Origin of the sequence: Curtobacterium sp. MCSS17_011 (genome assembly GCF_003224275.1) — a bacterium.
Classification (GTDB): domain Bacteria; phylum Actinomycetota; class Actinomycetes; order Actinomycetales; family Microbacteriaceae; genus Curtobacterium.
In genome coordinates, this window is the sequence record NZ_QKLE01000001.1 from 279,538 (window position 1) to 301,373 (window position 21,836).

21 protein-coding genes and 1 tRNA gene are annotated in these 21,836 nt (G+C 72.7%); 8 read left to right on the plus strand and 14 right to left on the minus strand.

The features are described 5' to 3' along the window. The first annotated feature begins 66 nt into the window (after positions 1–66). From DEJ17_RS01255 to DEJ17_RS01270, 4 genes are all read left to right on the plus strand, one after another. Positions 67–1,602 carry an aldehyde dehydrogenase gene (locus DEJ17_RS01255; RefSeq protein WP_110891689.1) on the plus strand — a complete coding sequence of 512 codons (1,536 nt, stop codon included), beginning with the start codon at positions 67–69 and terminating at the stop codon, positions 1,600–1,602. Next, the gene (rfaE2, locus tag DEJ17_RS01260; RefSeq protein ID WP_110891690.1) at positions 1,599–3,092 is read left to right on the plus strand and encodes a D-glycero-beta-D-manno-heptose 1-phosphate adenylyltransferase; all 1,494 of its coding nucleotides are present in this window, start codon (positions 1,599–1,601) and stop codon (positions 3,090–3,092) included. The genes DEJ17_RS01255 and rfaE2 overlap by 4 nt, the downstream gene beginning before the upstream one ends. Next, positions 3,089–3,973, plus strand: coding sequence for a glycosyltransferase family 2 protein (locus DEJ17_RS01265; RefSeq protein ID WP_110891691.1), 885 nt, complete (start codon positions 3,089–3,091; stop codon positions 3,971–3,973). The genes rfaE2 and DEJ17_RS01265 overlap by 4 nt, the downstream gene beginning before the upstream one ends. Positions 3,974–4,066: 93 nt before the next feature. Continuing rightward, positions 4,067–4,792, plus strand: a complete 726-nt coding sequence (locus DEJ17_RS01270) for a DedA family protein (protein ID WP_258366590.1) — start codon at positions 4,067–4,069, stop codon at positions 4,790–4,792. A 119-nt stretch (positions 4,793–4,911) separates the two neighbouring features. On the opposite strand, the gene DEJ17_RS01275 is transcribed toward DEJ17_RS01270, so the two are convergent. From DEJ17_RS01275 to DEJ17_RS01310, 8 genes are all read right to left on the minus strand, one after another. Continuing rightward, a complete protein-coding gene (locus DEJ17_RS01275) occupies positions 4,912–5,418 on the minus strand; it encodes a Dps family protein (protein ID WP_110891692.1) in 507 nt (168 codons plus the stop codon). Positions 5,419–5,541: 123 nt separating this feature from the next. Next, positions 5,542–5,964 (minus strand): SIP domain-containing protein, encoded by a 423-nt coding sequence (locus DEJ17_RS01280; protein ID WP_110891693.1) that lies wholly within the window; start codon positions 5,962–5,964, stop codon positions 5,542–5,544. Between the two features lie 29 nt (positions 5,965–5,993). Further along, positions 5,994–6,680: a TetR/AcrR family transcriptional regulator gene (locus DEJ17_RS01285; protein WP_110891694.1), complete on the minus strand. Its 687-nt coding sequence runs from the start codon at positions 6,678–6,680 to the stop codon at positions 5,994–5,996. Then, the gene (locus tag DEJ17_RS01290) at positions 6,677–8,773 is read right to left on the minus strand and encodes a CocE/NonD family hydrolase (RefSeq protein WP_110891695.1); all 2,097 of its coding nucleotides are present in this window, start codon (positions 8,771–8,773) and stop codon (positions 6,677–6,679) included. Before DEJ17_RS01290 ends, DEJ17_RS01285 begins: the two co-directional genes overlap by 4 nt. Next, positions 8,770–10,557, minus strand: a complete 1,788-nt coding sequence (locus DEJ17_RS01295; protein ID WP_110891696.1) for an ABC transporter ATP-binding protein — start codon at positions 10,555–10,557, stop codon at positions 8,770–8,772. The genes DEJ17_RS01290 and DEJ17_RS01295 overlap by 4 nt, the downstream gene beginning before the upstream one ends. After that, on the minus strand, positions 10,554–11,441 hold the full coding sequence (locus tag DEJ17_RS01300) for an ABC transporter permease (RefSeq protein WP_110859946.1): 888 nt from the start codon (positions 11,439–11,441) through the stop codon (positions 10,554–10,556). Before DEJ17_RS01300 ends, DEJ17_RS01295 begins: the two co-directional genes overlap by 4 nt. Further along, positions 11,438–12,493: an ABC transporter permease gene (locus DEJ17_RS01305; RefSeq protein ID WP_110891697.1), complete on the minus strand. Its 1,056-nt coding sequence runs from the start codon at positions 12,491–12,493 to the stop codon at positions 11,438–11,440. Before DEJ17_RS01305 ends, DEJ17_RS01300 begins: the two co-directional genes overlap by 4 nt. After that, a complete protein-coding gene (locus DEJ17_RS01310) occupies positions 12,490–14,091 on the minus strand; it encodes an ABC transporter substrate-binding protein (protein WP_110891698.1) in 1,602 nt (533 codons plus the stop codon). The genes DEJ17_RS01305 and DEJ17_RS01310 overlap by 4 nt, the downstream gene beginning before the upstream one ends. A 235-nt stretch (positions 14,092–14,326) precedes the next feature. Between DEJ17_RS01310 and DEJ17_RS01315 the strand changes: the two genes are divergently transcribed. The 3 genes from DEJ17_RS01315 to DEJ17_RS01325 are packed head-to-tail and all read left to right on the plus strand — an operon-like array spanning position 14,327 to position 15,977. Next, positions 14,327–14,920 (plus strand): molybdopterin-dependent oxidoreductase, encoded by a 594-nt coding sequence (locus tag DEJ17_RS01315; RefSeq protein WP_110891699.1) that lies wholly within the window; start codon positions 14,327–14,329, stop codon positions 14,918–14,920. Then, a complete protein-coding gene (locus tag DEJ17_RS01320) occupies positions 14,917–15,708 on the plus strand; it encodes a ferredoxin reductase (protein WP_110891700.1) in 792 nt (263 codons plus the stop codon). The genes DEJ17_RS01315 and DEJ17_RS01320 overlap by 4 nt, the downstream gene beginning before the upstream one ends. After that, complete coding sequence (locus DEJ17_RS01325) at positions 15,708–15,977, plus strand: DUF6510 family protein (protein WP_110891701.1); 270 nt, start codon at positions 15,708–15,710, stop codon at positions 15,975–15,977. Before DEJ17_RS01320 ends, DEJ17_RS01325 begins: the two co-directional genes overlap by 1 nt. A 320-nt stretch (positions 15,978–16,297) precedes the next feature. On the opposite strand, the gene DEJ17_RS01330 is transcribed toward DEJ17_RS01325, so the two are convergent. Beyond that, positions 16,298–16,369: transfer RNA gene (locus DEJ17_RS01330), tRNA-Gly, on the minus strand. 133 nt (positions 16,370–16,502) lie between these two features. Between DEJ17_RS01330 and DEJ17_RS01335 the strand changes: the two genes are divergently transcribed. Beyond that, the gene (locus tag DEJ17_RS01335; protein ID WP_110891702.1) at positions 16,503–16,709 is read left to right on the plus strand and encodes a hypothetical protein; all 207 of its coding nucleotides are present in this window, start codon (positions 16,503–16,505) and stop codon (positions 16,707–16,709) included. Positions 16,710–16,784: 75 nt separating this feature from the next. Here the strand turns inward: DEJ17_RS01335 and DEJ17_RS17480 are convergent, their stop codons facing one another. The 5 genes from DEJ17_RS17480 to DEJ17_RS01360 all read right to left on the minus strand — a co-directional run bounded on the left by DEJ17_RS17480 (position 16,785) and on the right by DEJ17_RS01360 (position 21,827). Further along, positions 16,785–18,167: a hypothetical protein gene (locus DEJ17_RS17480; RefSeq protein WP_146239578.1), complete on the minus strand. Its 1,383-nt coding sequence runs from the start codon at positions 18,165–18,167 to the stop codon at positions 16,785–16,787. 66 nt (positions 18,168–18,233) lie between these two features. Continuing rightward, complete coding sequence (locus tag DEJ17_RS01345) at positions 18,234–18,527, minus strand: hypothetical protein (RefSeq protein WP_110891703.1); 294 nt, start codon at positions 18,525–18,527, stop codon at positions 18,234–18,236. Between the two features lie 9 nt (positions 18,528–18,536). Beyond that, on the minus strand, positions 18,537–19,406 hold the full coding sequence (locus DEJ17_RS01350) for a universal stress protein (RefSeq protein WP_110891704.1): 870 nt from the start codon (positions 19,404–19,406) through the stop codon (positions 18,537–18,539). 40 nt (positions 19,407–19,446) lie between these two features. After that, positions 19,447–20,553: a S1C family serine protease gene (locus DEJ17_RS01355; RefSeq protein WP_110891705.1), complete on the minus strand. Its 1,107-nt coding sequence runs from the start codon at positions 20,551–20,553 to the stop codon at positions 19,447–19,449. Continuing rightward, positions 20,550–21,827 carry an arginine deiminase gene (locus tag DEJ17_RS01360; protein WP_110891706.1) on the minus strand — a complete coding sequence of 426 codons (1,278 nt, stop codon included), beginning with the start codon at positions 21,825–21,827 and terminating at the stop codon, positions 20,550–20,552. The genes DEJ17_RS01355 and DEJ17_RS01360 overlap by 4 nt, the downstream gene beginning before the upstream one ends. Between the last annotated feature and the right edge of the window lie 9 nt (positions 21,828–21,836).

Consider the following 21,836-nt stretch of genomic DNA (forward strand, 5'->3'; position numbering starts at 1 on the left):
TGCCGTGACCGCACACAGCGGAGCACGAGCACCGTGTGAGGCCCCGCCCGCCTCCGGAAGGACCCCATGACGATCGCACCCCCCGCCGCCGACGACCTCGTGGTGACCGACCCCGTGAACGGATCGATCGCGTCCACCGTGCGGCGCTCGACCGAGGACGACGTCCGCAACGCCGTCGCCCGCGCCCGTGCCGCTGCCGGCGCCTGGGCCCGGACCGAACCGGCCGAGCGCGGTGCACTGCTGCACGCCGCGGCCGAGCACCTCCGTGCGCACGCGCAGGAGCTGGCGGACCTGAACACCCGCGAGACCGGCAAGGTGCCCGGCGACGCACTCGGTGGGGTCGAGGCCGGCATCGGCACGCTCGTGCAGTACGCCGAGCTCGGGCCGGTGCACCGCGGCGAGGCCCTGCGCGGGCAGTTCGGTGCCGCCGACTGGTCGGTGCCGCACCCGCGTGGCGTGGTGCTCGCCCTGACGCCGTGGAACGACCCGGTCGCCGTGGCCTGCGGGATCCTCGGCGCGGCGATCGTCACGGGCAACACCGTCGTGCACAAGGGCAGCGAACGGTGCCCGGCGACGTTCTCCCGACTCAACGCGCTCCTCGCCGAGGTCCTGCCGGACGGCGTGCTCATCGGCGTCGACGGCGACGCGACCACCGGCGAGCAGCTCCTGGCGCAGGAGGGCATCGACGTCTACGCGCACGTCGGCTCGACCGCGACCGGTGACCGCCTGAGCGAGGTGGCCGCGACCACCCGCGCCCACGTCATCCGCGAGAACGGCGGCAACGACCCGGTCATCGTCGACGCGGACGTCGACCCGGAGTGGGCCGCCGCACAGGTCGCCCTCGGTGCCTTCGCGAACACGGGCCAGATCTGCACCAGTGTCGAGCGGGTGTACGTCCACCAGGACGTCGCCGAGCCCTTCGTCGCCGCGCTCGTCGCCGAGGCGGAGCGCCGCACGGCCGCACCCGCGGCCGAGTTCGGGCCGCTCGTGGACGACCGGCTGCGCGAGCTCGTGCAGCACCACGTGGACGACGCGATCGCCCGCGGTGCCTCCGCCCGGACCGGTGGCGTCACGCCCGGCGGGCTCGGCTCGTTCTACCCGGCGACCGTCCTGACCGACTGCACGGACGAGATGCTCGTGCTGACCGAGGAGACCTTCGGCCCGATCGCCCCGGTGCGCGTCGTGTCGGACTTCGCGGAGGGCCTCCGGCTCGCCGCGGCCGACCGCTACGGCCTCGCCGCCACCGTGCTGACGAACGACACCGCGCACGCGCTCCGTGCCGCGGCCGAGCTGCCCGTCGGCACCGTCAAGGTGAACGCCGTGTTCGGTGGCGCTCCTGGCGGCAGCGCCCAGCCCCGCGGCGCCTCGGGTGCCGGGTTCGGGTACGGCCCGCACCTGCTCGACGAGATGACGACCACGACGGTGGTGCACCTCGAGGCCGCACCGCCGCGCCGCACCGCCGAGCCGTCGACGGCAGCAGACCGCAGCAGCGCAGCCACAAACAGCACCGCAGCCACCATCGGCACCGCGACCGACACCGGCCCCGCGGCCGCTGCCGGCGCCACCGCCGGCAGCGCCGACACCGTGGGAGGCACCCGATGACCGCCGACGTCCGGCTGGTCCGTGACCTCGTCGCCACGATCGACGACCGCGAACCCCTCGTCGTCGTCATCGGCGACTGCATCCTGGACCGCTGGACCGTCGGCGAGGCCGAGCGGGTCTCGCGTGAGGCCCCGGCCCCCGTCGTCCGCGTCACCGAGACCATCGCGGTGCCGGGCGGCGCGGCGAACACGGCTGTGAACGCCCGCGCCCTCGGCGCCCGGGTCCGCATGGTTGGGCTCATCGGTGACGACGAGGCCGGTGACGTCCTGCGCCAGCGGCTCGAGGCAGCTGGCGTCGACACGTCGTTCCTGGTCGAGATCCCCGGGGCCCGCACCACCACGAAGTCCCGCGTGGTCGGCGGTGACCGCGTCGTGGTCCGGGTCGACGAGCTGGCCGCGACCCCGACCGCCGAGCACGGCGAACGCCTCGCACGCTCGGTGGCCCGCGCCATCCGGTGCGCCGACGCCGCCGTCGTGTGCGACTACGGCCTGGGTGTCCAGGCAGAGGACGTCGTGCCGATGCTCGACCGTGACCGTCCCGGCGCCGTCGTGGTCGACGCACACGACCTGACCCGCTGGGCCGCGCTGCACCCCGACCTCGTCACGCCGAACGCAGGTGAGACCGCGGCCCTGCTCGGCACGGAACTCGGCACCGGCGCCGACCGCGTCGGCGCGGTCGTCGCGGCCCGTGCCGACGTGCTCGCGCGAAGCGGTGCCCGTGCCGCGGTGGTCACGCTCGACCGCGACGGCACCGTGCTCCTCGAGCCCGGGTCCGACCAGGGGTTCCGCACGCGTGCGACGCCCGCCTCGGAGCAGCAGGCCTCCGGCGCCGGCGACACCTTCTGCGCCGCCGCGACCGTCGCCCTCGCCGTGCAGGCACCCCTGCGCGACGCCGTCGCCGTCGCCCAGGCCGCTGCCGACGTCGTCGTCCGCGAGGCCGGCACGTCCGTCTGCACCGCCGCGGCCCTGCTCGACTCGGTGACCGCCCCGGCGGCGACCGTCGTCGACCACGACGAGCTCGCCACCGCGGTCGAGGCCGCACGGCAGGCCGGCCGCCGCGTCGTCTTCACGAACGGCTGCTTCGACGTCGTGCACCGCGGGCACACCACGTACCTGCGGCAGGCCCGTGACCTCGGCGACCTGCTCGTCGTCGCGCTGAACGACGACGACTCGGTGCGCCGGCTGAAGGGACCGGAGCGGCCGATCAACCCGGCCGAGGACCGCGCCGGCGTGCTCGCCGCGCTGGCCTGCGTCGACCTGGTCACGGTGTTCGCGACGGACACCCCCATCCCGCTCATCGAACGGCTGCGCCCAGAGGTCTACGTCAAGGGCGGGGACTACTCCCCCGAGATGCTGACCGAGACCGAGGTCGTACGCGGCTACGGCGGCGAGGTCGTCATGGTCGACTACGTGCCCGAGCACTCCACCAGCGCCGTGGTGCGCCGGATCCGCGAAGCCGCTGCGCGGTCCGAACCGGACCCGGCACCGTGACCGCCCGCTGGTCCGGGTCCTGGGCGAAGGCCCCCGATCCAGCGGACACGAGCACGGTCGACGTCGACGTGCTCATCCCGACCGTCGGCAGGCCGGCCGAGCTCGCCACGACGCTGGCCGGGCTCGCCGCCCAGACCGACGTCGACCTGCGCGTCGTGCTGAGCGACCAGTCCGCGGACGGGGACGCCGCCAGCGCGCCGGCGGTCGCCGCGATGCTGCGCGTCCTGGAGGCGCAGGGCCGGCCCGTCACGCTCCTCACCCACTCGGAACGGCGTGGCCTGGCAGAGCACCGGCAGTTCCTGCTCGACCACGCCGAGGCAGCCGCGGCGCTGTTCCTCGACGACGACGTCTGGCTTGAGCCGGGGTCGATCGCGCGGATGCTCGACGCGCTGCGCACCCTGGGCTGCGGGTTCGTCGGCAGCGCCGTGCAGGGGCTGTCCTACCTGCAGGACCGCCGTCCGCACGAGACCTCGGTGTTCGAGCGGTGGGACGGCCCCGTCGTGCCCGAGGTGGTGCGCCGCGGGACCCCCGGCTTCGACCGCTGGTCCCTGCACAACGCCGCGAACCCGACGCACGTCGCCGCCGACCTCGACCTGCTCCCCGGCGAGTGGGTGCCCTACCGCGTCGCGTGGGTCGGTGCCTGCGCGCTGTACGACCGTCGTGCGCTCGAGGAGGTCGGCGGCTTCCGGTTCTGGGACACCCTGCCGCCGGAGCACGCCGGCGAGGACGTCGTCGCGCAGTGGCGGGTGATGGAACGGTTCGGCGGTGCGGGCATCATGCCGTCGGGCGCCGTGCACCTGGAGGCCCCGACCACCGTCGTCGACCGCCGGGTGGACGCGCCCGACGTGGTCTTCGCGGACGGGAACGTCATACCGCGGTAGGGGGTGGTCCAGACCGCCGCGGGATGGCTGCGGCGCGTCGGCTCCGTAGCGTCGTCCTCGTCGACGAGTTCCGTCGGCGGGAGGGAGCACCCCGTGTTCGACCAGATCACCCCGCTCGTCGTCGAGCTGGCCGCGAGTCCGCTCGCCTACGTCGTCCTCTTCGCCCTGTGTCTGGTGGACGGCTTCTTCCCGCCGGTGCCGAGCGAGTCCGCCCTGGTCGCGATCGCCGCCATCGCCGCGACGTCCGGGCAGCCCGTGCTCGCCGTGGTCCTCGTGGTCGCCACCCTCGGCGCGATCGCCGGCGACTCGATCGCGTACTGGATCGGGCGCCGGATCGGGTTCGCCCGACTGGCCCGGTCGAGACGACCACGGATCGCCGCGGCCTTCGCGTTCGCCGAGCGGCAGATGCAGCGCCGATCCGCCAGCCTCATCCTGACCGGGCGCTTCGTCCCCGTCGGGCGGGTCGCCGTCAACACGACCGCGGGAGCGACCGGGCTGCCGTACCGTCGGTTCCTCGGCGTCAGCGCGATCGCGGGGCTGGCGTGGACCACGGTGTCGATCGGGATCGCCTTGGCCGCGTCGAGCGTGCTGCACGAACCGATCGTCGCGGCCCTGGTGTCGATGGTGGTCGCCGCCGGGCTCGGGATCGCGGTCGACCGGGTGCTCGGTACGATCAGCCGCAGGCGCGCCGTCAGCCGCAGGCGCGCCGTCAGCCGCAGGCGCGCCGTCAGCCGCAGGCGTGCCGCCCGCCCCGCGATCGTCCCCGTAACACGCCGTCGTGATCCCGAGACGCCGCCGAGTGCGGCGGCGTCTCGGTGACGAAGCGGCGTCGCAGAGACACGACGGCGTCTCACGGACCCGAGACGCGACCACAGACGGACGGGAGGCACGGTGCCAGCTGGCACCGTGCCTCCCGTCCGTCTGCGGGTGGTCGCGACTCAGGCGGCGAGGTGCGCCTGCAGGAACCAGCGGTCCTTGGTCAGCGCACGCTCGATCTCGATCGCGACGTCCTGGCTGTTGAGGTCGACCTCGTCGAGGCCGTCGACCGCGCGGCGGACCTGCAGCAGCGCGGCATCGATCTGGGCGATCACCTCGGTGATGGTGACGTCCGAGTTCTGGAAGCCCTGCGACAGCGGCGGCAGGGTGGTGTTCGCGGCGACGGTCGCGATGCGCGAGTCGACCGGCAGGCCGAGGGCGACGATGCGCTCCGCGGCCTTGTCCGCGTAGTCCTGCGCGTGCTCGACGATCTCGTCGAGGAGCTCGTGCACGCCGACGAAGTTGCGGCCACGGACGTGCCAGTGGGCCTGCTTGCCGTTGACGACGAGCGCCTCGAGGTCGATGACGACGGGGGCGAGGAACTGGGCGACCCCGGCTGCGAGCTCCGGCGTGGTCGAGAACGGGGACGTGGTGCTCGGGGTGGTGGTGGTGCTGCTCTGCGTGGTCATGTCGTTTCCTCCTCCGTCGTGGCTACACCCGCGTGCCTGGCCCTTTCCGGACCGGCGCGGTGCTGCCGATGGTCACAACCATGCCCGCCTGTCTTGTATGCCGCAAGGAAGAGCAGGCTGCCCTTACCCGCCGTACTCGACCTGGACCTGCTGGCCGGCGTCGGTGAGTTCGAGCTGCACCATGGACCGTGCGCGCTCGATCCACGGGCTGTCCGCACAGCCGATCCAGACCGAGGTTCGGGGCTCGCAGTCCGTCACGCACCACTCGGCGGCCCACCCGGCCAGGGCGTGTGCGAGGGCCTCGCCGTGGTCGGCGAAGACCAGCGGGGCGACGGCCGAACTGCGGGCGCTCCGGACCAGCCAGGTCACGGTGACGCGCGGCGGGGCCGGCAGGATGCGGATCTGCTCGTCGAGGGCGACCTCGACGAACACCTGGCCGTACGCGTTCTCGGGGAGTTCCTCGAGCTGGCGGTGGATCTCGACGAGGTCCTCGGCACCGCCCGCGATGAGGATACGTTCGCTGGGCTGTCGCCGGGTCCGTGCCATGTGGCAACGGTAAGGGAAGCCTTACCTCATCACAAGGGGGAACGACCGGTTCCGGCGATGTGCACAGCGGGCACACCGAGTTCGTGCGACAGGAACCGCCACATCCAGGACAGCGCGACCGTGTTCGTGAGCCCCGGGACGCCCTGGGCGATCTGGGTCGCGACGCCGTCGCTGTAGGCGGCGAGCTGCAGCGCGACGGTGTCGGCGTCCACCGGGCCGCCGTGCGCGGCCCGTTCGCCGGCCTCGTCTCCGGTGCCCCGGAACACGCCGGCGTCCACCCCGCGCCGGATGACCCGCACCAGGCACGCCTCCCAGACGCGGATGCGTTCGGCGTACTCGGCGGCGACCTCGGGCCGACGCACCACCGCGGTCCAGTAGTCGGACCAGATCCGCCAGTGCTGGCGCACCTGCTCGGTGTCGCCGAACAGCGGGGCCACGAGCATCCGCAGCCCCACCAGCACGTCGGGTTCGGCGTCGACCGCCGCGACGATCGCGCCGTAGAACCGTTCCGTCTCGAGCACCACGACCTCGTTGAGGATCTCCGCGACGCTGCCGAAGTGGTACGTCACGGTACCGACGGAGACGCCGGCCTCGGCCGCGATGTCGCGCAGTCCAGTGGCACCGACGCCGTTCCGGACGATCACCGCGCGGGCGGCCTCGACGATCATCGCGCGTCGGACCTCCGGCCGCTGCCGGACCCGTGCCGGCGCCGTCACGCCGACGTCCGTGGGACGTCGTCGATGAAGGTCCGCTCGGTGACGAGCACCTCGGGTTCGTCGGGTCCGCCGTCGCGGGCCCAGGCGCGCACGGTGTTGACGACGTGGAAGGTGTCGGCGTCGGCGGTGACCTCGGACGTCGTCTCGAGGCGCGCGGCCCACTCCGGCTTGATCAGCCCGATCGCCCAGCGGGAATTCGCCCGTGCGCTGGTCGGGTCGTCGGAGCGGATCCGGTACGTCTCGCGGGCGTCCTCGGTGAAGACGAGGCCGTCCGGGTAGACGCGCCCGCCGCCGTACCCGGGGTCGACGTCGAGCGTCCACTCCCCCGTCTCGACGTCGTGCGTCACCGTGCGCTGCGGCAGCGGTTCGGCCGGCGCGACGCGTTCGATCACGAGGGGCTCGGCCCGTTCGGGTTCGGCGAAGACCACCCCGTCGTCGGTCGACCGGGTCCAGGTGGGCAGGGTGACGCTCGAGGCGGTCGGGTCGATCGTCACGGTGGCCTCGACGCCGTGCGGCCACACCCACGGCCAGTAGGACGACGAGACCGCGATGCGCAGCCGGTGTCCGGCGGCGAACCGGTGTCCGGTCGAGACCAGGCGCACGGGCAGGTCGGCGGGGGTCCCGGGCACGAGCACGTCGTCGCGGTCCATGCCGTCGCGCTTCGCGGCGTTCAGCACCCCGCGCGTGACGAGCGTCGACGAGCCGTCCGGTGCGACGTCGCAGAGTCGCACGGTCAGGGTGGCCCGGGGCCGGTCGCTCGTGACGGACAACCGCACGAGCACGTTGCCGAGCAGGTCGAACGCCTTGCCGACGGGCAGGTCGAAGGTGACCGACCGGCCGTCCTCGGCGCGCTGGTCCGGCGGCAGGTCGGTGGCGTTGCCGAACGGGAAGAACCGACCGGCGTCCACCCCGGTGTGCTGCGGCGACCGCACGACGACCGGTCCCAGGTCACCGCCGCGCAGGGCAGCGAGGGGCAGGACGCGCTCGTGGGTCGCGGCGGAGGGCCACGCCTCGGCACCGATCCAGCGGCCGCGGCGGCCGGCGTAGTACGGCGCGGGGGCTTCGCCCTCGTTGATCCAGGCCCGCAGTGCCGGGTCGTCCTCGACGCCGGTGTCCACCCCGCGCAGCCAGCGGTCCCACCACCGCAGGGTCTCCTGCAGGAACCCGATCGAGGGTCCCGGCGCGAGCCCGCGGTCCGGGTACTGGTGCGACCACGGGCCGACGATGCCCTTCACGGGGGCGCCGACGTGGTCGACGAGCCGGAGCACGGCGTCCCGGTAGGGGTCCGCCCAGCCACCGACGGCGAGCACCGCGGCCCGGATGCCGTCGTAGTCCTCGGCGGCACTGCCGTGCCGCCAGTAGTCGTCGCGCTCCTGGTGCGCCAGCCACACCGGTGTCATCGGGCGGTTCGCCTCGAGGCGTTCACGCCACCGGTCGACCCACCCGGCGCCGACGACCTCGGGCCGGGGCGGCCGGGAGTTGAAGGCGAACATCGTCGCGCCCCATGCCGCCATGTCGATGCCGAGCACGGCGCCGCCGACGTAGTGCACGTCGTTGTCGTAGCGGTCGTCCGTCGAGCACACCGTCACGATCGCCTTGAGGGCGGCGGGTGCCCGGGCCGCGAGCTGCAGCGCGTTGAACCCGCCCCACGAGATGCCGAACATGCCGACCGCGCCGGTCGACCACGGTTGCTCGGCGAGCCAGGCGATCACGGTCTCACCGTCGAGCAGCTCCTGCTCGCTGTACTCGTCGTCGAAGAACCCGTCGGACGACCCGGTGCCCCGGATGTCGACCCGCACCGAGGCGTACCCGTGCTGGGCGTACCAGGGGTGCCGCTCCGAGTCGCGCGGTGCGGTCCAGTCGTCGAGTCGGTACGGCAGGTACTCGAGCAGCACCGGCGTCGGACCGCTCGGCTCACCCGGCTGCGTCGGCGACTGCGTCGGCGCCCAGATACGGGCGTGCAGCCGCACCCCGTCGGGCATCGGGATCCACTCGTCGCGGACCGTCACGCCCGCGGGCAGCGAGCCGGGGTCGCCGATGGCCGTGAAGGTGGCGGCGGCGGCGCCGTGGTCGGGGCCGTCGTCGGTGGTCATGCGTCCTCCCAGTTGCGGGTGCGGTGTCCGTCGCCGTGGTCGGTCCAACCGTCGGCGTGCCGCCAGCGCGGAACCCCGTCACCGACGTCGGGCAGCGTCGTGCTGCCGGGTTCGAGCGTCGCCGCGAGCAGCGTCGACGTGTACGGGTGGTTCGGGCCGGTGAACACCCGCTCGGTCGGTCCGATCTCGACGATCCGGCCACCGGTCATCACCGCGACCCGGTCGGCCACGCCCCGGACCACGGCGAGGTCGTGGCTGATGAACAGGCAGGCGAGGCCCCGCTCGCGCTGCAGGTCGGCGAGCAGCGCGAGGATCCCCGCCTGCACCTGCACGTCGAGCGCCGTGGTGATCTCGTCGGCGATCACGAGCGACGGCTCCGCTGCCAGTGCGCGGGCGATCCCGACGCGCTGGCGCTGCCCACCGGACAGCTGCGCGGGCAGTCGGTCGGCGAACTCCGGCCCGAGCCCGACCTGGCTGAGCAGGGCGCCCACACGCTCCCGCGAGGACGAGCCGCTGAACAACCGGAGCGGCCGCGCGATCGCTGCACCCACGGTGCGCCGCGGGTTGAGCGACGTGTCCGCGTTCTGGAACACGAGCTGCACGGCCCGCCGCAGGTCGGGCGCGCGGCCGGCGATCGGCTCGCGCAGGTCGCCGCGGGTCGTGCCGTCGTCGTACGTGAACGTCCCCGACTCGGCCGGCACCAGGCCGGCCAACGCCGTCGCGAGCGTCGACTTGCCGCTGCCGGACTCGCCGACGACGGCGAGCGTCTCCTGCGCGGCGATCGTGAAGGAGACACCGTCGACGGCGGCCGGCAGGCCGCGGCCGTAGCGGATCACCAGGTCGTCCGCGGTCACCACGGGGCGGGCGGCGCGCTCGGGAGGCGCGGTGCGGGTGGCCGTGGAGCCGACCGTCCCGGGGACGGACGGGTCCAGGGCGTCGCGATCCCTCCCTCCAGGCCGTCGCCCGTCCGGCACCGCGGCCAGCAGGGCACGCGTGTACTCGTGCTGCGGAGCGGCGAAGAGCGCCGCCGTGGCGGCGTGCTCGACGACCTCGCCGTCGCGCATCACGGCGATCTCGTCCGCCATGGCGGACACCACCCCGAGGTCGTGGCTGACGAGCAGGACGGCCATGCTGAGCTGCCGACCGAGGTCGGCGACCAGGTCGAGGACCGCGGCCTGCGTGACGACGTCCAGGGCGGTGGTCGGTTCGTCGAGGACGAGCACGCGCGGCCGGGCGGCGACGGCCATCGCGATGGCGATGCGCTGCTGCTGCCCGCCGGAGAGCTGGTGCGGGTAGCGGCGGACGATCGCGTCGGGGTCCGGCAGCCGGACCAGGCGGACCAGCTCGGCGACGCGTTCGGGCCCGTCGGGCTCGCCGTGGGCGCGGAGGGCCTCGCGGATCTGCTCGCCGACGCGCATCGACGGGGTGAGTGCCTGTCCGGCGTTCTGGGCGACGACCGAGGCGGTGCCGCCGCGGAGCGCCCGGCGGCCGGCCGGCGACAGGGCGAACACGTCGGCGCCGTCGACGCGGACCGTCCCGCCGTCGATCGCCGACCCGGCGCGCAGGTGTGCCAGGAGCGTCCGCGCGACGGTGGACTTGCCGCTGCCGGACTCGCCGACCAGGCCCAGGGTGCGACCGGCCTCGATCGTGAACGAGACACCCCGGACGACGGGGACGCGTCGCTTGCCGGCGGCGTACGAGATGGACAGGTCGTCGACGCGGACGATCGCGTCGGGCACGGTCGTCGTCGCGGCGGACGTCGTGCCGGTGTCGGTGCGGATCATGCGCTGACTCCCTGCTTCGCACGGTCGACACCGAGCGACTTGCTCAGCCCGTCGGCCGCGAGGTTCAGTCCGATCACCAGCGTGGCGAGTGCCACGATCGGGGCGAGCGTGCCGAGCGGCACCACGGTGAGCGCGGTGCGGTTCTCCTGCACCATCAGGCCCCAGTCCGGGGTCGGCGGGTTCGCGCCGAAGCCCAGGAAGGACAGCGACGCGACGAGCAGCACGATCCACGAGGCCCGCATCGCGTACTCGACGAGCACGACGTCCAGCACGTTCGGCAGGATCTCGCGGAACACGATCGACAGCGGCCGCTCCCCCCGGGCGCGGGCCGCGGTGACGTAGTCCTGGGTGATCACGGTGCGGGCCGCGCCGCGGACGACCCGGGTCACCGCGGGGGCGTAGACGACCGTGACGGCGAGGACGATGACCCAGAGGCCGGCGTCGAAGACCGTCACGACGACCAGGAGCGCCAGGATCGACGGCACGCTGAGCAGGGCGTCGACGACGCGCATGACGACCTCGTCGAACCAGTTGTCGGCGTAGGCCGTGACGCAGCCGAGCACGGTGCCGACCGCGACGGCGATCGTGGTGGCGAGGAAGGTCACGGACAGCGCGTAGCGCCCGCCGTTCAGGGTGCGGGAGAGCACGTCACGGCCGTACTGGTCGGTGCCGAGCCAGTGCGTCCACGTCGGACCGGCGAGCACGTCGCCGGCGTTCGTGGCGACCGGGTCGTGACCGGCGATGACCGGCGCGAGCAGGGCGAGGACGACGTGCAGGGCGATGAGGCCGAGGCCGATGCTCAGCGCCGTCGACCCGCGCAGGGGTGCGAGCGCGCCGGCGAGCACGTCGCGTCGGGCGCTGCGGCGGGGTGCGGTGGCGGTCATGCGGCGGCCTTCCTGGTGCTGCGGGCGCTGCGGGCGCTGCGGGTGCTGCGGGCGCCGCGTGTGCGCGTGCGCGGTCGTCGCTGGCGGGTCCGCAGCTTCGGGTCGAGTGCGAGCGCGACGAGGTCGGCGGCCAGGTTGCACACGACGTAGATCAGGGCGCTCAGCAGGGCGATCGCCTCGATGGTGGGCAGGTCGCGGTTGAACACCGACTCGAGCATGAGCTTGCCCATCCCCGGGTAGTTGAAGACGTTCTCGACCACCACGACACCGCCGAGCAGCCACGCGACGTTGAGCGCGACGACGTTCAGCGTCGGGAGCAGGGCGCTCGGGACAGCGTGCTTCCAGACCACCCGGCGCATCGTCAGGCCCTTGAGCTCGGCCGTCGTGACGAACTCCGACGCCATCACGTCGATGGTCGACGAGCGGGCCGTGCGCACGATGTAGGCGGCCATCGCGAGGGTCAGCACGATGATCGGCAGCCAGGTGGTGGGCAGCAGCTCGGCGACGGTGGCGTCAGTCCCCCGCAGCACGACGGCGGGGAAGACCGGCAGGCCGATCGCGAACAGCAGCACCAGGACGGTGGCGACCATGAACTCCGGCACGCTCATCACGACCAGGCTGACGATCGAGATGACCCTGTCGCTCGGACGGCCGCGGCGGACACCGGCGACGACACCGAGCGTCAGGGACACCGTGACGCCGACGAGCATCGCGGGCACGGCGATGAGCATGCTGTTCCGGAAGGCCGTGAGCAGCGTCGGGGCGACCGGTTCGCCGCTGACGAGCGAGGTGCCGAAGTCGCCGTGCACCGCGCCGCCGAGCCACTGCAGGTAGCGGAGCCAGAGGTTCTGGTCGAGGCCGAGGTTCTCGCGCAGCTGCTTGACGGCGTCGGGGGTGGCGTTCTGTCCGAGCAGCTGCTGGGCGACGTCACCGGGGAGCGCCTGCACCGCGAGGAACACGAAGAGCGAGGCGAGCACCACGGTCAGCACGGCGATGCCGACCCGGCGGAGGACGGGGACGAGGACGTCCGACGGGGTGTTCGTGGTCGTCATCGGCGCAGTCCGATCCGCAGGTAGTCGAACTCGAAGCCGTACTCCGAGTAGTTCACGACGTCGCGGGACAACCCGACGAGCCGGTCGCCGAACATCGGCGTCATGTCGGCGCCGTCCTCGACGACGAGCCGCTGGGCGTCCTGGTACAGGGTGAGCCGCTTGGCGTCGTCCATCTCGGCGCGGGCGTCGTCGAGCAGCCCGTCGAAGGTCTCGTTCGACCAGGCGCTCTCGTTGTACGACGACCCCGAGCGGAAGATCTGGTTGAGCAGCTGGTCGATCGGCCGCCCCGTGAACCAGTAGCTCACCATGAGGGGCTTCTGCATCCAGATCTGCGTGTAGTACGAGTCGGAGCTCGCGTTGCGGACGGTCAGACGGATCCCCGCGTCGGCGACCGCGTCGCGGTAGGCGACGGCCATCGGGGTGAACACCGACTCGTAGCTCGACGTGTAGATCGCGGCGCGGAAGTCCTCACGCCCGGCCTGCTTGAGCAGCGCCCGGGCCTTGTCCGGGTCGTACTCGCGGTGGTCGTCGACGAACGCGGCGAGCTGCGGCGGCACGGGGTTGTCCCAGCCCGCCGAACCGGTGCCCTGCAGCGCCGTGTCGACGATCTTCCGGGGGTCGTAGGCGAGCTTCATCGCCTGGCGCACCCGCGGGTCGCTGAACTCGTCGCTCGTGGCGAGCATCGGGATCGTGTACCACTGGGCGTTCTTCGACCGGGCGACGGTGGCGCGGTCGGACGCCGACACCACCCGGGCGGTCGCGAAGTCCAGGTTCGTCTGCGAGATCAGGTCGATCTGCCCGGCGAGCAGGGCGTTCACCCGCGCGGTGGTGTCCTGGATCGAGTAGAAGTCGATGCCGTCGAGCGCCGGGCGGCCGGCGAAGTGGTCCGCGAACGCCTCGACGCTCCCGGTACCCGCGGGGGTGAACGACGACAGCCGGAACGGCCCCGTCCCGATCCCGGTGCGACCGATGTCGGCGATGGCGTCGGCCGGCACGATGTAGCACTGGTAGGCGGTGAGCAGCGACGGGAACTCGGCGTTCGGCTTCGTCAGCGAGAAGCGCAGCGTGTACGGGTCGACGGCGCGCATCGAGTCGGCGTCCATGACCTCGCCGAGCACCCCGGCCTGCGGGCTGCCGGTCTTCTCGTCGAGGATGTGCCGGATGCTCGCGATCGCGTCGTCGGCGGTGAACCGGGACCCGTCGTGGAAGGTCACGCCCCGGCGGAGCGCGAACGTCCACTCGGTGCCGTCGGCGTTCGCGGACCACTCCTCGGCCAGGTCCGGCACCGGTGTGCCCTGCTGATCGAGCTTGACGAGCCGGTTGTACAGCGCGCCGAGGTACTCGTAGGCCGACAGCGAGCTCGCGGAGTCGAGGGTCTCGGCGGCGGACGCGGCGGGCCGGGCGATGCGCAGGCGTCCGCCGCGACGGGCGACGCCGGTCGCCGCGGCCTCGGGGATCGTGGGGGTGCCGGCGGACGCGCCTGAGCTGCACCCGGCGAGGGTGAGCAGGCCGAGGCCAGCCAGACCGGCGGCGCCGGTGATGAGCGCCCGACGGCTCGGACCGTGGGCGCCTCGGGGTTCGGGGACGATGGGCTGCATTCGGGGTGACCCCTCCTGTAATCGTTCCGGTGAACGATAGAGGTCCTCGGCTGATCCCCCAAGCCCGCTCCTGGCGGTCGGGTCGGGACCGGGGGCGCCGAGAACGGCGGACCGGCGGGGATGCACCCCCGGGGACGACCGTTCCGTGCACGGGTGGAACGTTTACCAACCCGTTACACGGCACCGCCCGGCACACGGCATGATCGGGAACGCACCGACGTCCCCGAGGAGGACCATGGCCACGTTCACCCGCGGGTTCGGCGGTCGCCGCGACGGCCGCGACGACACCCGCATCCCGCCCGGTCAGACCCTGGTCCGCGACTGGCCCGTCCTGTCCGCCGGCGCGACGCCCGACATCGAGCCGACCGACTGGGCCTTCTCGATCCGCACCGAGTCCGGCCTGCACCAGTGGACCTGGGACGAAGTGCGCGCGCTCGGCGTCGAGGACGTCACCGTCGACATCCACTGCGTCACGCACTGGACCAAGCTCGACATGCCCTGGCGGGGTGTCCCGCTCGACCGCCTGTTCGAGGACGTCGATACCGAACTCGACTACTGCATGGTGCACAGCTACGGCGGCTACACGACCAACGTCCCGCTCGACGAGCTGCTCGACGGCAAGTCCTGGATCGCGTTCGAGGCCGACGGCGAGCCCCTGACGCCCGAGCACGGCGGGCCCGCCCGCCTGCTGGTCCCCCACCTGTACTTCTGGAAGAGCGCCAAGTGGGTGCGCGGCATCGTCATGCAGTCCGACGACGAGCCCGGCTTCTGGGAGAACGCGGGCTACAACCTGCACGGCGACCCGTGGAAGGAAGAGCGGTACTGGTGACGCTCCCCGACACCGGCCTGGAGGCACGGATCACCCCCGTCGCTCGTCCCGCCACGCGCAGGCGGCCGGCCTGGCACGCCGCCACCGTCGCGTCCGTCGACCGCGAGACGACGAACGCGCGCCGGATCGTCCTCGACGTCCCCACCTGGCCGGGCAACGACCCCGGGCAGCACCTGGACCTGCGGCTGACCGCCGAGGACGGCTACCAGGCACAGCGCTCGTACTCCATCGCCTCGGCCGGCCCCGCGACCGACGTCGTGCTCGCGGTCGACCGGGTGGACGGCGGCGAGGTCTCGCCGTTCCTCGTCGACGCCGTCGAGGTCGGCGACGCGCTCGAGGTCCACGGACCCCTGGGTGGCTGGTTCGTCTGGCGGCCGGGCGAGTCCAGCCGTCCGGTCCAGCTCGTCGCCGGCGGCTCCGGCATCGTGCCGCTCGTCGCGATGGTGACCGCCCACGCCGAGGCGGACGACCCAGCGCCCTTCCGGCTCCTCGCGGCCGTCCGCACACCGGACGACGTGTTCTTCCGTTCGGAACTCGACCAGGCGCTCGCGAGCCGGGCACCGCTCGAGGTGACCCACGTGTACAGCCGCACCGCGCCTCCAGGCTCGTCCGTGCCGGCCGGCCGGCTGACGCGGGACGCGCTCGCTGCCGCGGTGTTCCCGCCGGACGCGGGTGCCCTGGTCTACGTGTGCGGGTCGACGCCGTTCGTCGAGCAGGTGCTGCGCTGGTTCACCGAGCTCGGGCACGACACGAGCGACGTGCGCGCAGAACGGTTCGGGGGCAACTGATGGTCGTCGTGGACGGCAACGCGCTGGCGGGGACGTTGGCCGACAGCCTCGGTCCGGAGCCGACCGGTGTCACCCTGCGCTGCGCCGGGTGCGGTTCGCTCGGGGTGCTCGGGCAGACCACGGTCTACCGCACCGCGATGGGGTCGGTGGCGCGCTGCCGCGGGTGCGACACGGTGCTCGTCACGGTCGTCGAGTCCGGAGCCCGGCGGTGGGTGGGGATGCCCGGCGCACGCACGATGTCGGCTTCCGTACCGGACGGCATCGAGTAGCACAAGGCCCGATCGGCGGGTCGTGCGGGCTTCTTGCGGGTTTCCGCAACCCTGGATCCGTCTCCCACCCGAACGGGGGACGGCTCCGGATACATCCTCGGAACTGCTCCGGGCCACCCACCCGGTGCGTACCAGTGGGGGCAGGGTCGCCTCCGCGCCCGGTGGGCGCGGGAACCCGAAGCCTGCGCCCGCTGGGCCCCCACCCCGATACGACGAAACCCCCGCCGCTCTGGTGAGCGGTCGGGGGTTCCGGTGGTGCTTCGTGCTTGGTGCTTCGTGCTTCGTGCTTCGTTCTCGTGTTCTTGGTCGTGTCAGACCCGAGCGGATGACGAGATTCGAACTCGCGACCCTCACCTTGGCAAGGTGATGCGCTACCACTGCGCCACATCCGCATCGCACTGCCGTGCTGGCCGTGCGGAGATGACTCTACCCGATGACGGGCGGCATCACCGGTTCCGGTGAAGGTTCCGGGCGTGTCCGGCGCGGCGCGGGCCGTCCGACAGGCGGACGGAGTTCGATCAGACCATGAGCTACGTGCACGACAATCCCGGCGGGTCCGAGGCCCACGGCGTCGACCTGGTCGACGGCGATGCCCCCGCGATCCGGATCCTGGTGCACGGCGACCTGCCGACCACGATCGAACACGAGGGTCGCACCTGGCTCGCGACGGGCGATGCGCACGACGCGGGCGACGACGACACCCCGCCGATCGCGATCTACCGCCCGGTCTGAACCGGCGGGTCCGGCTGGGCTGACGGATCCGGGTGTGCCGAGTGCTCCGGGCCGTCTGCCGGTTCCGCCGGGCCGTCAGTGGCCGCGGACGTCACCCGTCAGGATCGCGTGCTCGACACCCGCTGACAGCTCGTCGTGCAGGGCGTCCGCGAAGAACTCGCCGGCACCCAGGCTGATGAGGTGTGCGACGGCGGCCTCGGCGGCCGGGAACCCGGGCTCCCACTCGTCGTGCAGGAACGCACGGACGTGTCCGGACTCGTGCACGACGACCACGCCGATGTGCTCGTGCCGGGTGCCGTCTTCGAGCACGGCGTCGAAGACGATGGGTTCGGTATCCTCGCCGAGCTCCTCGAGCAGGACGGTGCCGGTGCCCGGCCACTCCGTCCGGTACGGGGGCAGGTCGGGGGCGTGCAGGTGCCCGGCGAGCTCGTCGGACGCCGACTCGATGTGACCGGTGGACAGGTACTCGTCGATGACGTCGTGGATGCGGGCGTGCAGGTCCGGCTCGTACTGCCACCAGCGCTGGTGCACGGTGCGGAGCCACTCCTGGGTCGGCGCGTCGGCCGAGGCCGAGATCCCGACGAGCTGCGGTGCGGTCCCCGGTGACCCGACGACCTCGAGCTGTTCGTCGTGGGTCTCGACGGTGATCGACCCGGTGGTCTCGTCCGGGTGTACGCCGTGGACGTCCTCGGGCGCGGCGGCCCAGATGCTGGCGGGGAGTTTCGGCGGCAGGTCGAACGGCACCGCGATGGCCGGCTGCGTCATCGCGTGGTCGATCGCGTCGCCGAGGTGCACCTCGTCCGACCGTGAGCCCATCACGATGCCCCCGGTCGGCGGCACGAGCGACAGGCGTTCCAGGTCGTCCGGCGCGGCGTTCATCGAGGTGAGCACCGCCGTGTCGGCCCACTGCACGAACGCCCCGGCCGAGCGGTCGTCCTCACCGAACGGGACGTCCCACACCGTCGGGTCCGCGAGCACCCACGAGGCGGTGCGCCCAGCCGGTCCGTGGCGGACGGCGTCGACGATCGCCGGCACCAGACCGGGCAGCCCCCGGTGAGCGGGACGGACCGTGAGCCGGTCGACGGCGAGCAGGTCGGGCTTGCCGAGCATCTCGGCGGCGTGGGACTGCAGCGAGAAGAACGTCTCCCCCGTCGCGTCCTGCGCGGCGACGGCGGACGCGAAGGACCCGGCGACGTCGGAGACCTGGTAGCCGAGCACCAGCGCCTCGAGCGACTCCGGTGCACGGCTCGTGAACGCGGTGACCTCGGCGACGGAGACCGCCTCGGTCTCGTCGTCGTCGGTGATCGGGACGCGGACGTCGATCACCCACCGGTCGACGTCCTGCCCGGGGTAGGCGTCACCGTCCTCGTCCGAGATCGTGATGTGCACCAGGCGCAGGGAACCGTCCCAGGCGTCGTGGACGTGCTGGGCGATGGCGGCATCGGGGTCGTCGTTCACGGACGCAACGGTACCGGTGCGCCCGGCGTGAGCGCGCCGGTGCGCCTCGCCGCCGACGATCGCCGCTCAGATCAGGGCGCGGGCGGCGAGCACGACGGCCGCTCCCCCGACGGTCAGTGCCGCGAGCACCGACAGCACCACCGCGACGGTGTCCCGCCGGGCCCGGGCGCTCGCGCGGACGGCGCCGGCGACGAGCTGTTGGGCCGCGGCCAGCGACGGTGCGCTCCCGAGTGGCCGGTCGTCCTGGTCGAACGCCAGGAACCGTTCACGGACGTGCAGCACGAGCCCCAGGCTGGCTTCGTGGTCGCGCGCCACCCACGACTTCGGTCCCTGTTGCTCCCAGCGGACGGCGGTGTGCATCGTCCGGACTCACGCTCGGTGGACGACGACCGGGCAGGTGGCGTGCTGCGCGCACTCCTGGCTGACCGAGCCGATGAGCAGCCCGCGGAACCCTCCGAGCCCGCGGTTGCCGAGCACGAGGAACGCTGCGTCGCGACCGGCTTCGATGAGGACCTCCGCCGCGGGGCCCTCGGCCGTTTCGCTGGTGACCTGGACGTCGTCGCCCACCAGGTCCGCCGCGACGTCGAGCGCCCTCGCCGCCGTGGCCTTCGCGTCCCCGTCCGGTGACCAGTGGTCGAACGGGGGCTCGTCACGGTTCAGCGCCGTCGGCCACTCCCAGCTCGTGACGGCGCGGACGGAGGAGCCAAGGCGTCCGGCCACGGTCAGTGCGAACCGGAGCGCCTTCCAGGACTCCCCCGACCCGTCGACCCCGACCACGATGGTCCCCGACCCGGTGACGGGCCGCGTCGGATTCCGGTGGATCATGACCGGGCAGGGGGCGTGCTGCATGCAGGCCGTGCTCACCGAACCGAGGAGCAGCCCGCGGAACCCTCCCCGACCCCGACTGCCGACCACGAGGAGGGCCGCGCCGGCCGCCGACTCGACCAGGACCTGGGCGGCGCCACCTTCGACGCTGCGGGTCGTGACCGTCCCGGCGTCCAGCCGTTCCTGCCCGATCTGCTCCTCCGCGTGCGCACGGATCTCCTCGGCATCGTGCAACGGCGACCAGCTCGAACCGGCCGGCGGCGCACTCCAGCTCGTCGGCCACCGCCACGTCGTCACGACGTCCACCGATGCCCCGAGCCGGTTCGCCATCGTCAACGCGGCGTCCAGTGCTCCGACGGATGCGTCGGAGCCGTCGAAACCGACGACGATCCGGTTGCCTCCTCGTTCTGCCATCACTCTCTCCTTCCTTCTCGGTGTGCTCCGCGGGCGTCCTTCACCGCGTCGTCGCAGCCCGGAGGGTCACGGTCGTGGTGCGCTCTCGGCCGTCCCGGACGAAGGTGACGGCGAACCGGTCTCCGCTCACGTTGGTCGCCTCCAGGAAGGTCACCGTCTCCGGACGGAGTGCGTCGACGCCCTCGATGGCGGTGATCACGTCCCCGACGGCGATGCCCGCACGGTCGGCCGGGCCGCGCGTGGTCACCTCGGTGACCTGCAGGCCCGGTTCGACGACACCGGTCTGCTGTCGGACGACCACCGGCAGCGTCTGCATCCCGAGCGTCGGGTGGGCGACCTCGCCGTCCGCGCGGAGCGCCTCGGCGATCGGCCTGGCCACGGCTGCCGGGACGGCGAAGCCGATGCCGATGCTGCCGCTGCCCTCGCCGTTCGTGGTCGGGACGGTCGCTATGGCCGTGTTGATGCCGACGAGGCGCCCGTCGCAATCCACCAGGGCGCCCCCGGAGTTGCCGGGGTTGATCGACGCGTCCGTCTGGATCGCACCGGTCAACACCGTGGTGCCGGTTCCGTCCGCCGTCGGCACCGGGACACTGCGCCCGAGTGCGCTGACGACACCCGTGGTGACCGATCCCGACAGCCCCAGCGGAGCACCGAGTGCGACAACGGGTTCACCGGCGACGAGCCGGTTCGAGTCCCCCCAGTCGAGCGCGTGCAGCCGGCGGTCCGGTTCGGTGCGCAGGACCGCGAGGTCGGTCCGCGGATCACGACCGACGATCTCGGCGGGGAGTTCCGTCCCGTCGTCGAGGCGCACCGTGATGCGGCCACCGCTTCCCTCCGCGATGACGTGGTCGTTCGTCAGCACGATCCCGGACGGGTCGATGACCTCGCCGCTGCCGGAGCCCTCGCCGCTCGCGGAGCTGACCTCGATGGTCACGACGCTCCGGAGCACCCGTCGAGCGACGTCGGCTGCGTTGCAGACCGCTGCGCTGGTCATGCGGCCGGCCCCCGCCTGTTCGGTCCTCGCCTCGCTCCGCGACCCGATCCAGCCGGCGAGGGTGCCGACGGCGAGCACGGCGACCACACTCGCTCCGAAGGAGAGCCAGGAGCGGGCCCGGCCGGGTACGGTGCCGGACCCCGGAGCGCTCATGCGGGCAACGGGTCGCGCAGGAGCGGACACGTCATGCAGTGGCCACCGCCTCGGCCGCGTCCGAGCTCGGCTCCGCGGATGGTGCGGACCTCGACGCCGGCTCTCGAGAGCAGGTCGTTGGTCAGCGTGTTCCGGTCGTAGGCGTAGACCACACCCGGTTCGAGTGCGACGACGTTGTTCGCGCTGTCCCACTGCTGCCGTTCGGCGGCGTACTCGTCGCCGCCGGTGTCCACGACGCGGAGGCCGTCGATGTGCAGGGCGGCAGCGACCACGTCGAGGAACGGTGCGGTCTCCTCCACGACGTGCACCGACCCCATCCGGCCGGGCAACAGCGTGAACGGCTTGATGTGATCGACGATCTGCCGGTACACGGTCACGACGTCGACGTCCGCGAAGGTGAGGACCGTGTCGAGGTGCATCGCCGCCCGGAGTTTCGGCATCCCGGCGACGATCACCCGTTCAGCCTCGCCCCGGTCGAACAGCGCGGCGGCGACCTGGGTGATCGCCTGCCGTGACGTCCGTTCGCTCATACCGATCAGGACGACTCCGTTGCCGACCGGCAGCACGTCGCCACCCTCGAAGGTGGCGAGCCCCCAGTCCTGCTCGGGGTCGCCCCACACCACCTGGTCGAGCGCCGGAGCGAAGGCCGGGTGGAACGAGTAGATCGCTTTCATGAGCAGCGTCTCGTCGTGGCGAGCGGGCCAGTACAGGGGGTTGAGCGTCAAGGCCCCGTTGATCCAGCACGTGGTGTCACGGGTGTAGAGCATGTTCGGCAGCGGCGGCATGAGGTAGTCCGCCGCCGAGGCGCTCCCGTGCAGGCGCAGGTAGTCGGGACGGCCGTCCGGATCGAGGTCTTCCACGTTGAGTCCGCCGATGAGCACCTCGGCCAGCCCCTTGTCGGTGTACCCGCCGAGGTGCTTCATCGTGGCGTCGACGAGGAGCGGACCGACCTCGTTCGGGGTGATCTTCCGCTCGAGGAGCCAGTCCCGGGCTCCCGGGACGCCGAGGGTCTCCGCGAGGACACGGTGGAGTTCCAGCACCTCGACGCCCTGCCCCTCGAGGTCGCGGACGAAAGCACGGTGGTCCTCCTGTGCGTTCTCCACCCACAGGACGTCGTCGAAGAGCAGCGCGTCGTTGTTGCTCGGGGTCAGTCGCCCGTGTGCCAGCCCGGGTTCGCACACCAGGACTCTCCGCAGCCTCCCCACCTCGGAGAACGCGCCGAACGCGGGGGCGGCGGACGTCTCGTCGCCGGTGGTGGTGTTCTCCGTGGTCATGGGAGTTCC

What these genes read in the sequence shown, in the direction of transcription:
- DEJ17_RS01290 (WP_110891695.1), bottom strand. Translation starts at nt 8,773, where the DNA reads ATGACCACCGACGACGGCCCCGACCACGGCGCCGCCGCCGCCACCTTC.
- DEJ17_RS01315 (WP_110891699.1), top strand. Translation starts at nt 14,327, where the DNA reads ATGGCCACGTTCACCCGCGGGTTCGGCGGTCGCCGCGACGGCCGCGAC.
- DEJ17_RS01355 (WP_110891705.1), bottom strand. Translation starts at nt 20,553, where the DNA reads ATGAGCGCTCCGGGGTCCGGCACCGTACCCGGCCGGGCCCGCTCCTGG.
- DEJ17_RS01325 (WP_110891701.1), top strand. Translation starts at nt 15,708, where the DNA reads ATGGTCGTCGTGGACGGCAACGCGCTGGCGGGGACGTTGGCCGACAGC.
- DEJ17_RS01310 (WP_110891698.1), bottom strand. Translation starts at nt 14,091, where the DNA reads ATGCAGCCCATCGTCCCCGAACCCCGAGGCGCCCACGGTCCGAGCCGT.
- DEJ17_RS01280 (WP_110891693.1), bottom strand. Translation starts at nt 5,964, where the DNA reads ATGGCACGGACCCGGCGACAGCCCAGCGAACGTATCCTCATCGCGGGC.
- DEJ17_RS01275 (WP_110891692.1), bottom strand. Translation starts at nt 5,418, where the DNA reads ATGACCACGCAGAGCAGCACCACCACCACCCCGAGCACCACGTCCCCG.
- DEJ17_RS01255 (WP_110891689.1), top strand. Translation starts at nt 67, where the DNA reads ATGACGATCGCACCCCCCGCCGCCGACGACCTCGTGGTGACCGACCCC.
- DEJ17_RS01295 (WP_110891696.1), bottom strand. Translation starts at nt 10,557, where the DNA reads ATGATCCGCACCGACACCGGCACGACGTCCGCCGCGACGACGACCGTG.
- DEJ17_RS01360 (WP_110891706.1), bottom strand. Translation starts at nt 21,827, where the DNA reads ATGACCACGGAGAACACCACCACCGGCGACGAGACGTCCGCCGCCCCC.
- DEJ17_RS01300 (WP_110859946.1), bottom strand. Translation starts at nt 11,441, where the DNA reads ATGACCGCCACCGCACCCCGCCGCAGCGCCCGACGCGACGTGCTCGCC.
- DEJ17_RS01335 (WP_110891702.1), top strand. Translation starts at nt 16,503, where the DNA reads ATGAGCTACGTGCACGACAATCCCGGCGGGTCCGAGGCCCACGGCGTC.
- DEJ17_RS01345 (WP_110891703.1), bottom strand. Translation starts at nt 18,527, where the DNA reads ATGCACACCGCCGTCCGCTGGGAGCAACAGGGACCGAAGTCGTGGGTG.
- DEJ17_RS01305 (WP_110891697.1), bottom strand. Translation starts at nt 12,493, where the DNA reads ATGACGACCACGAACACCCCGTCGGACGTCCTCGTCCCCGTCCTCCGC.
- DEJ17_RS01350 (WP_110891704.1), bottom strand. Translation starts at nt 19,406, where the DNA reads ATGGCAGAACGAGGAGGCAACCGGATCGTCGTCGGTTTCGACGGCTCC.
- rfaE2 (WP_110891690.1), top strand. Translation starts at nt 1,599, where the DNA reads ATGACCGCCGACGTCCGGCTGGTCCGTGACCTCGTCGCCACGATCGAC.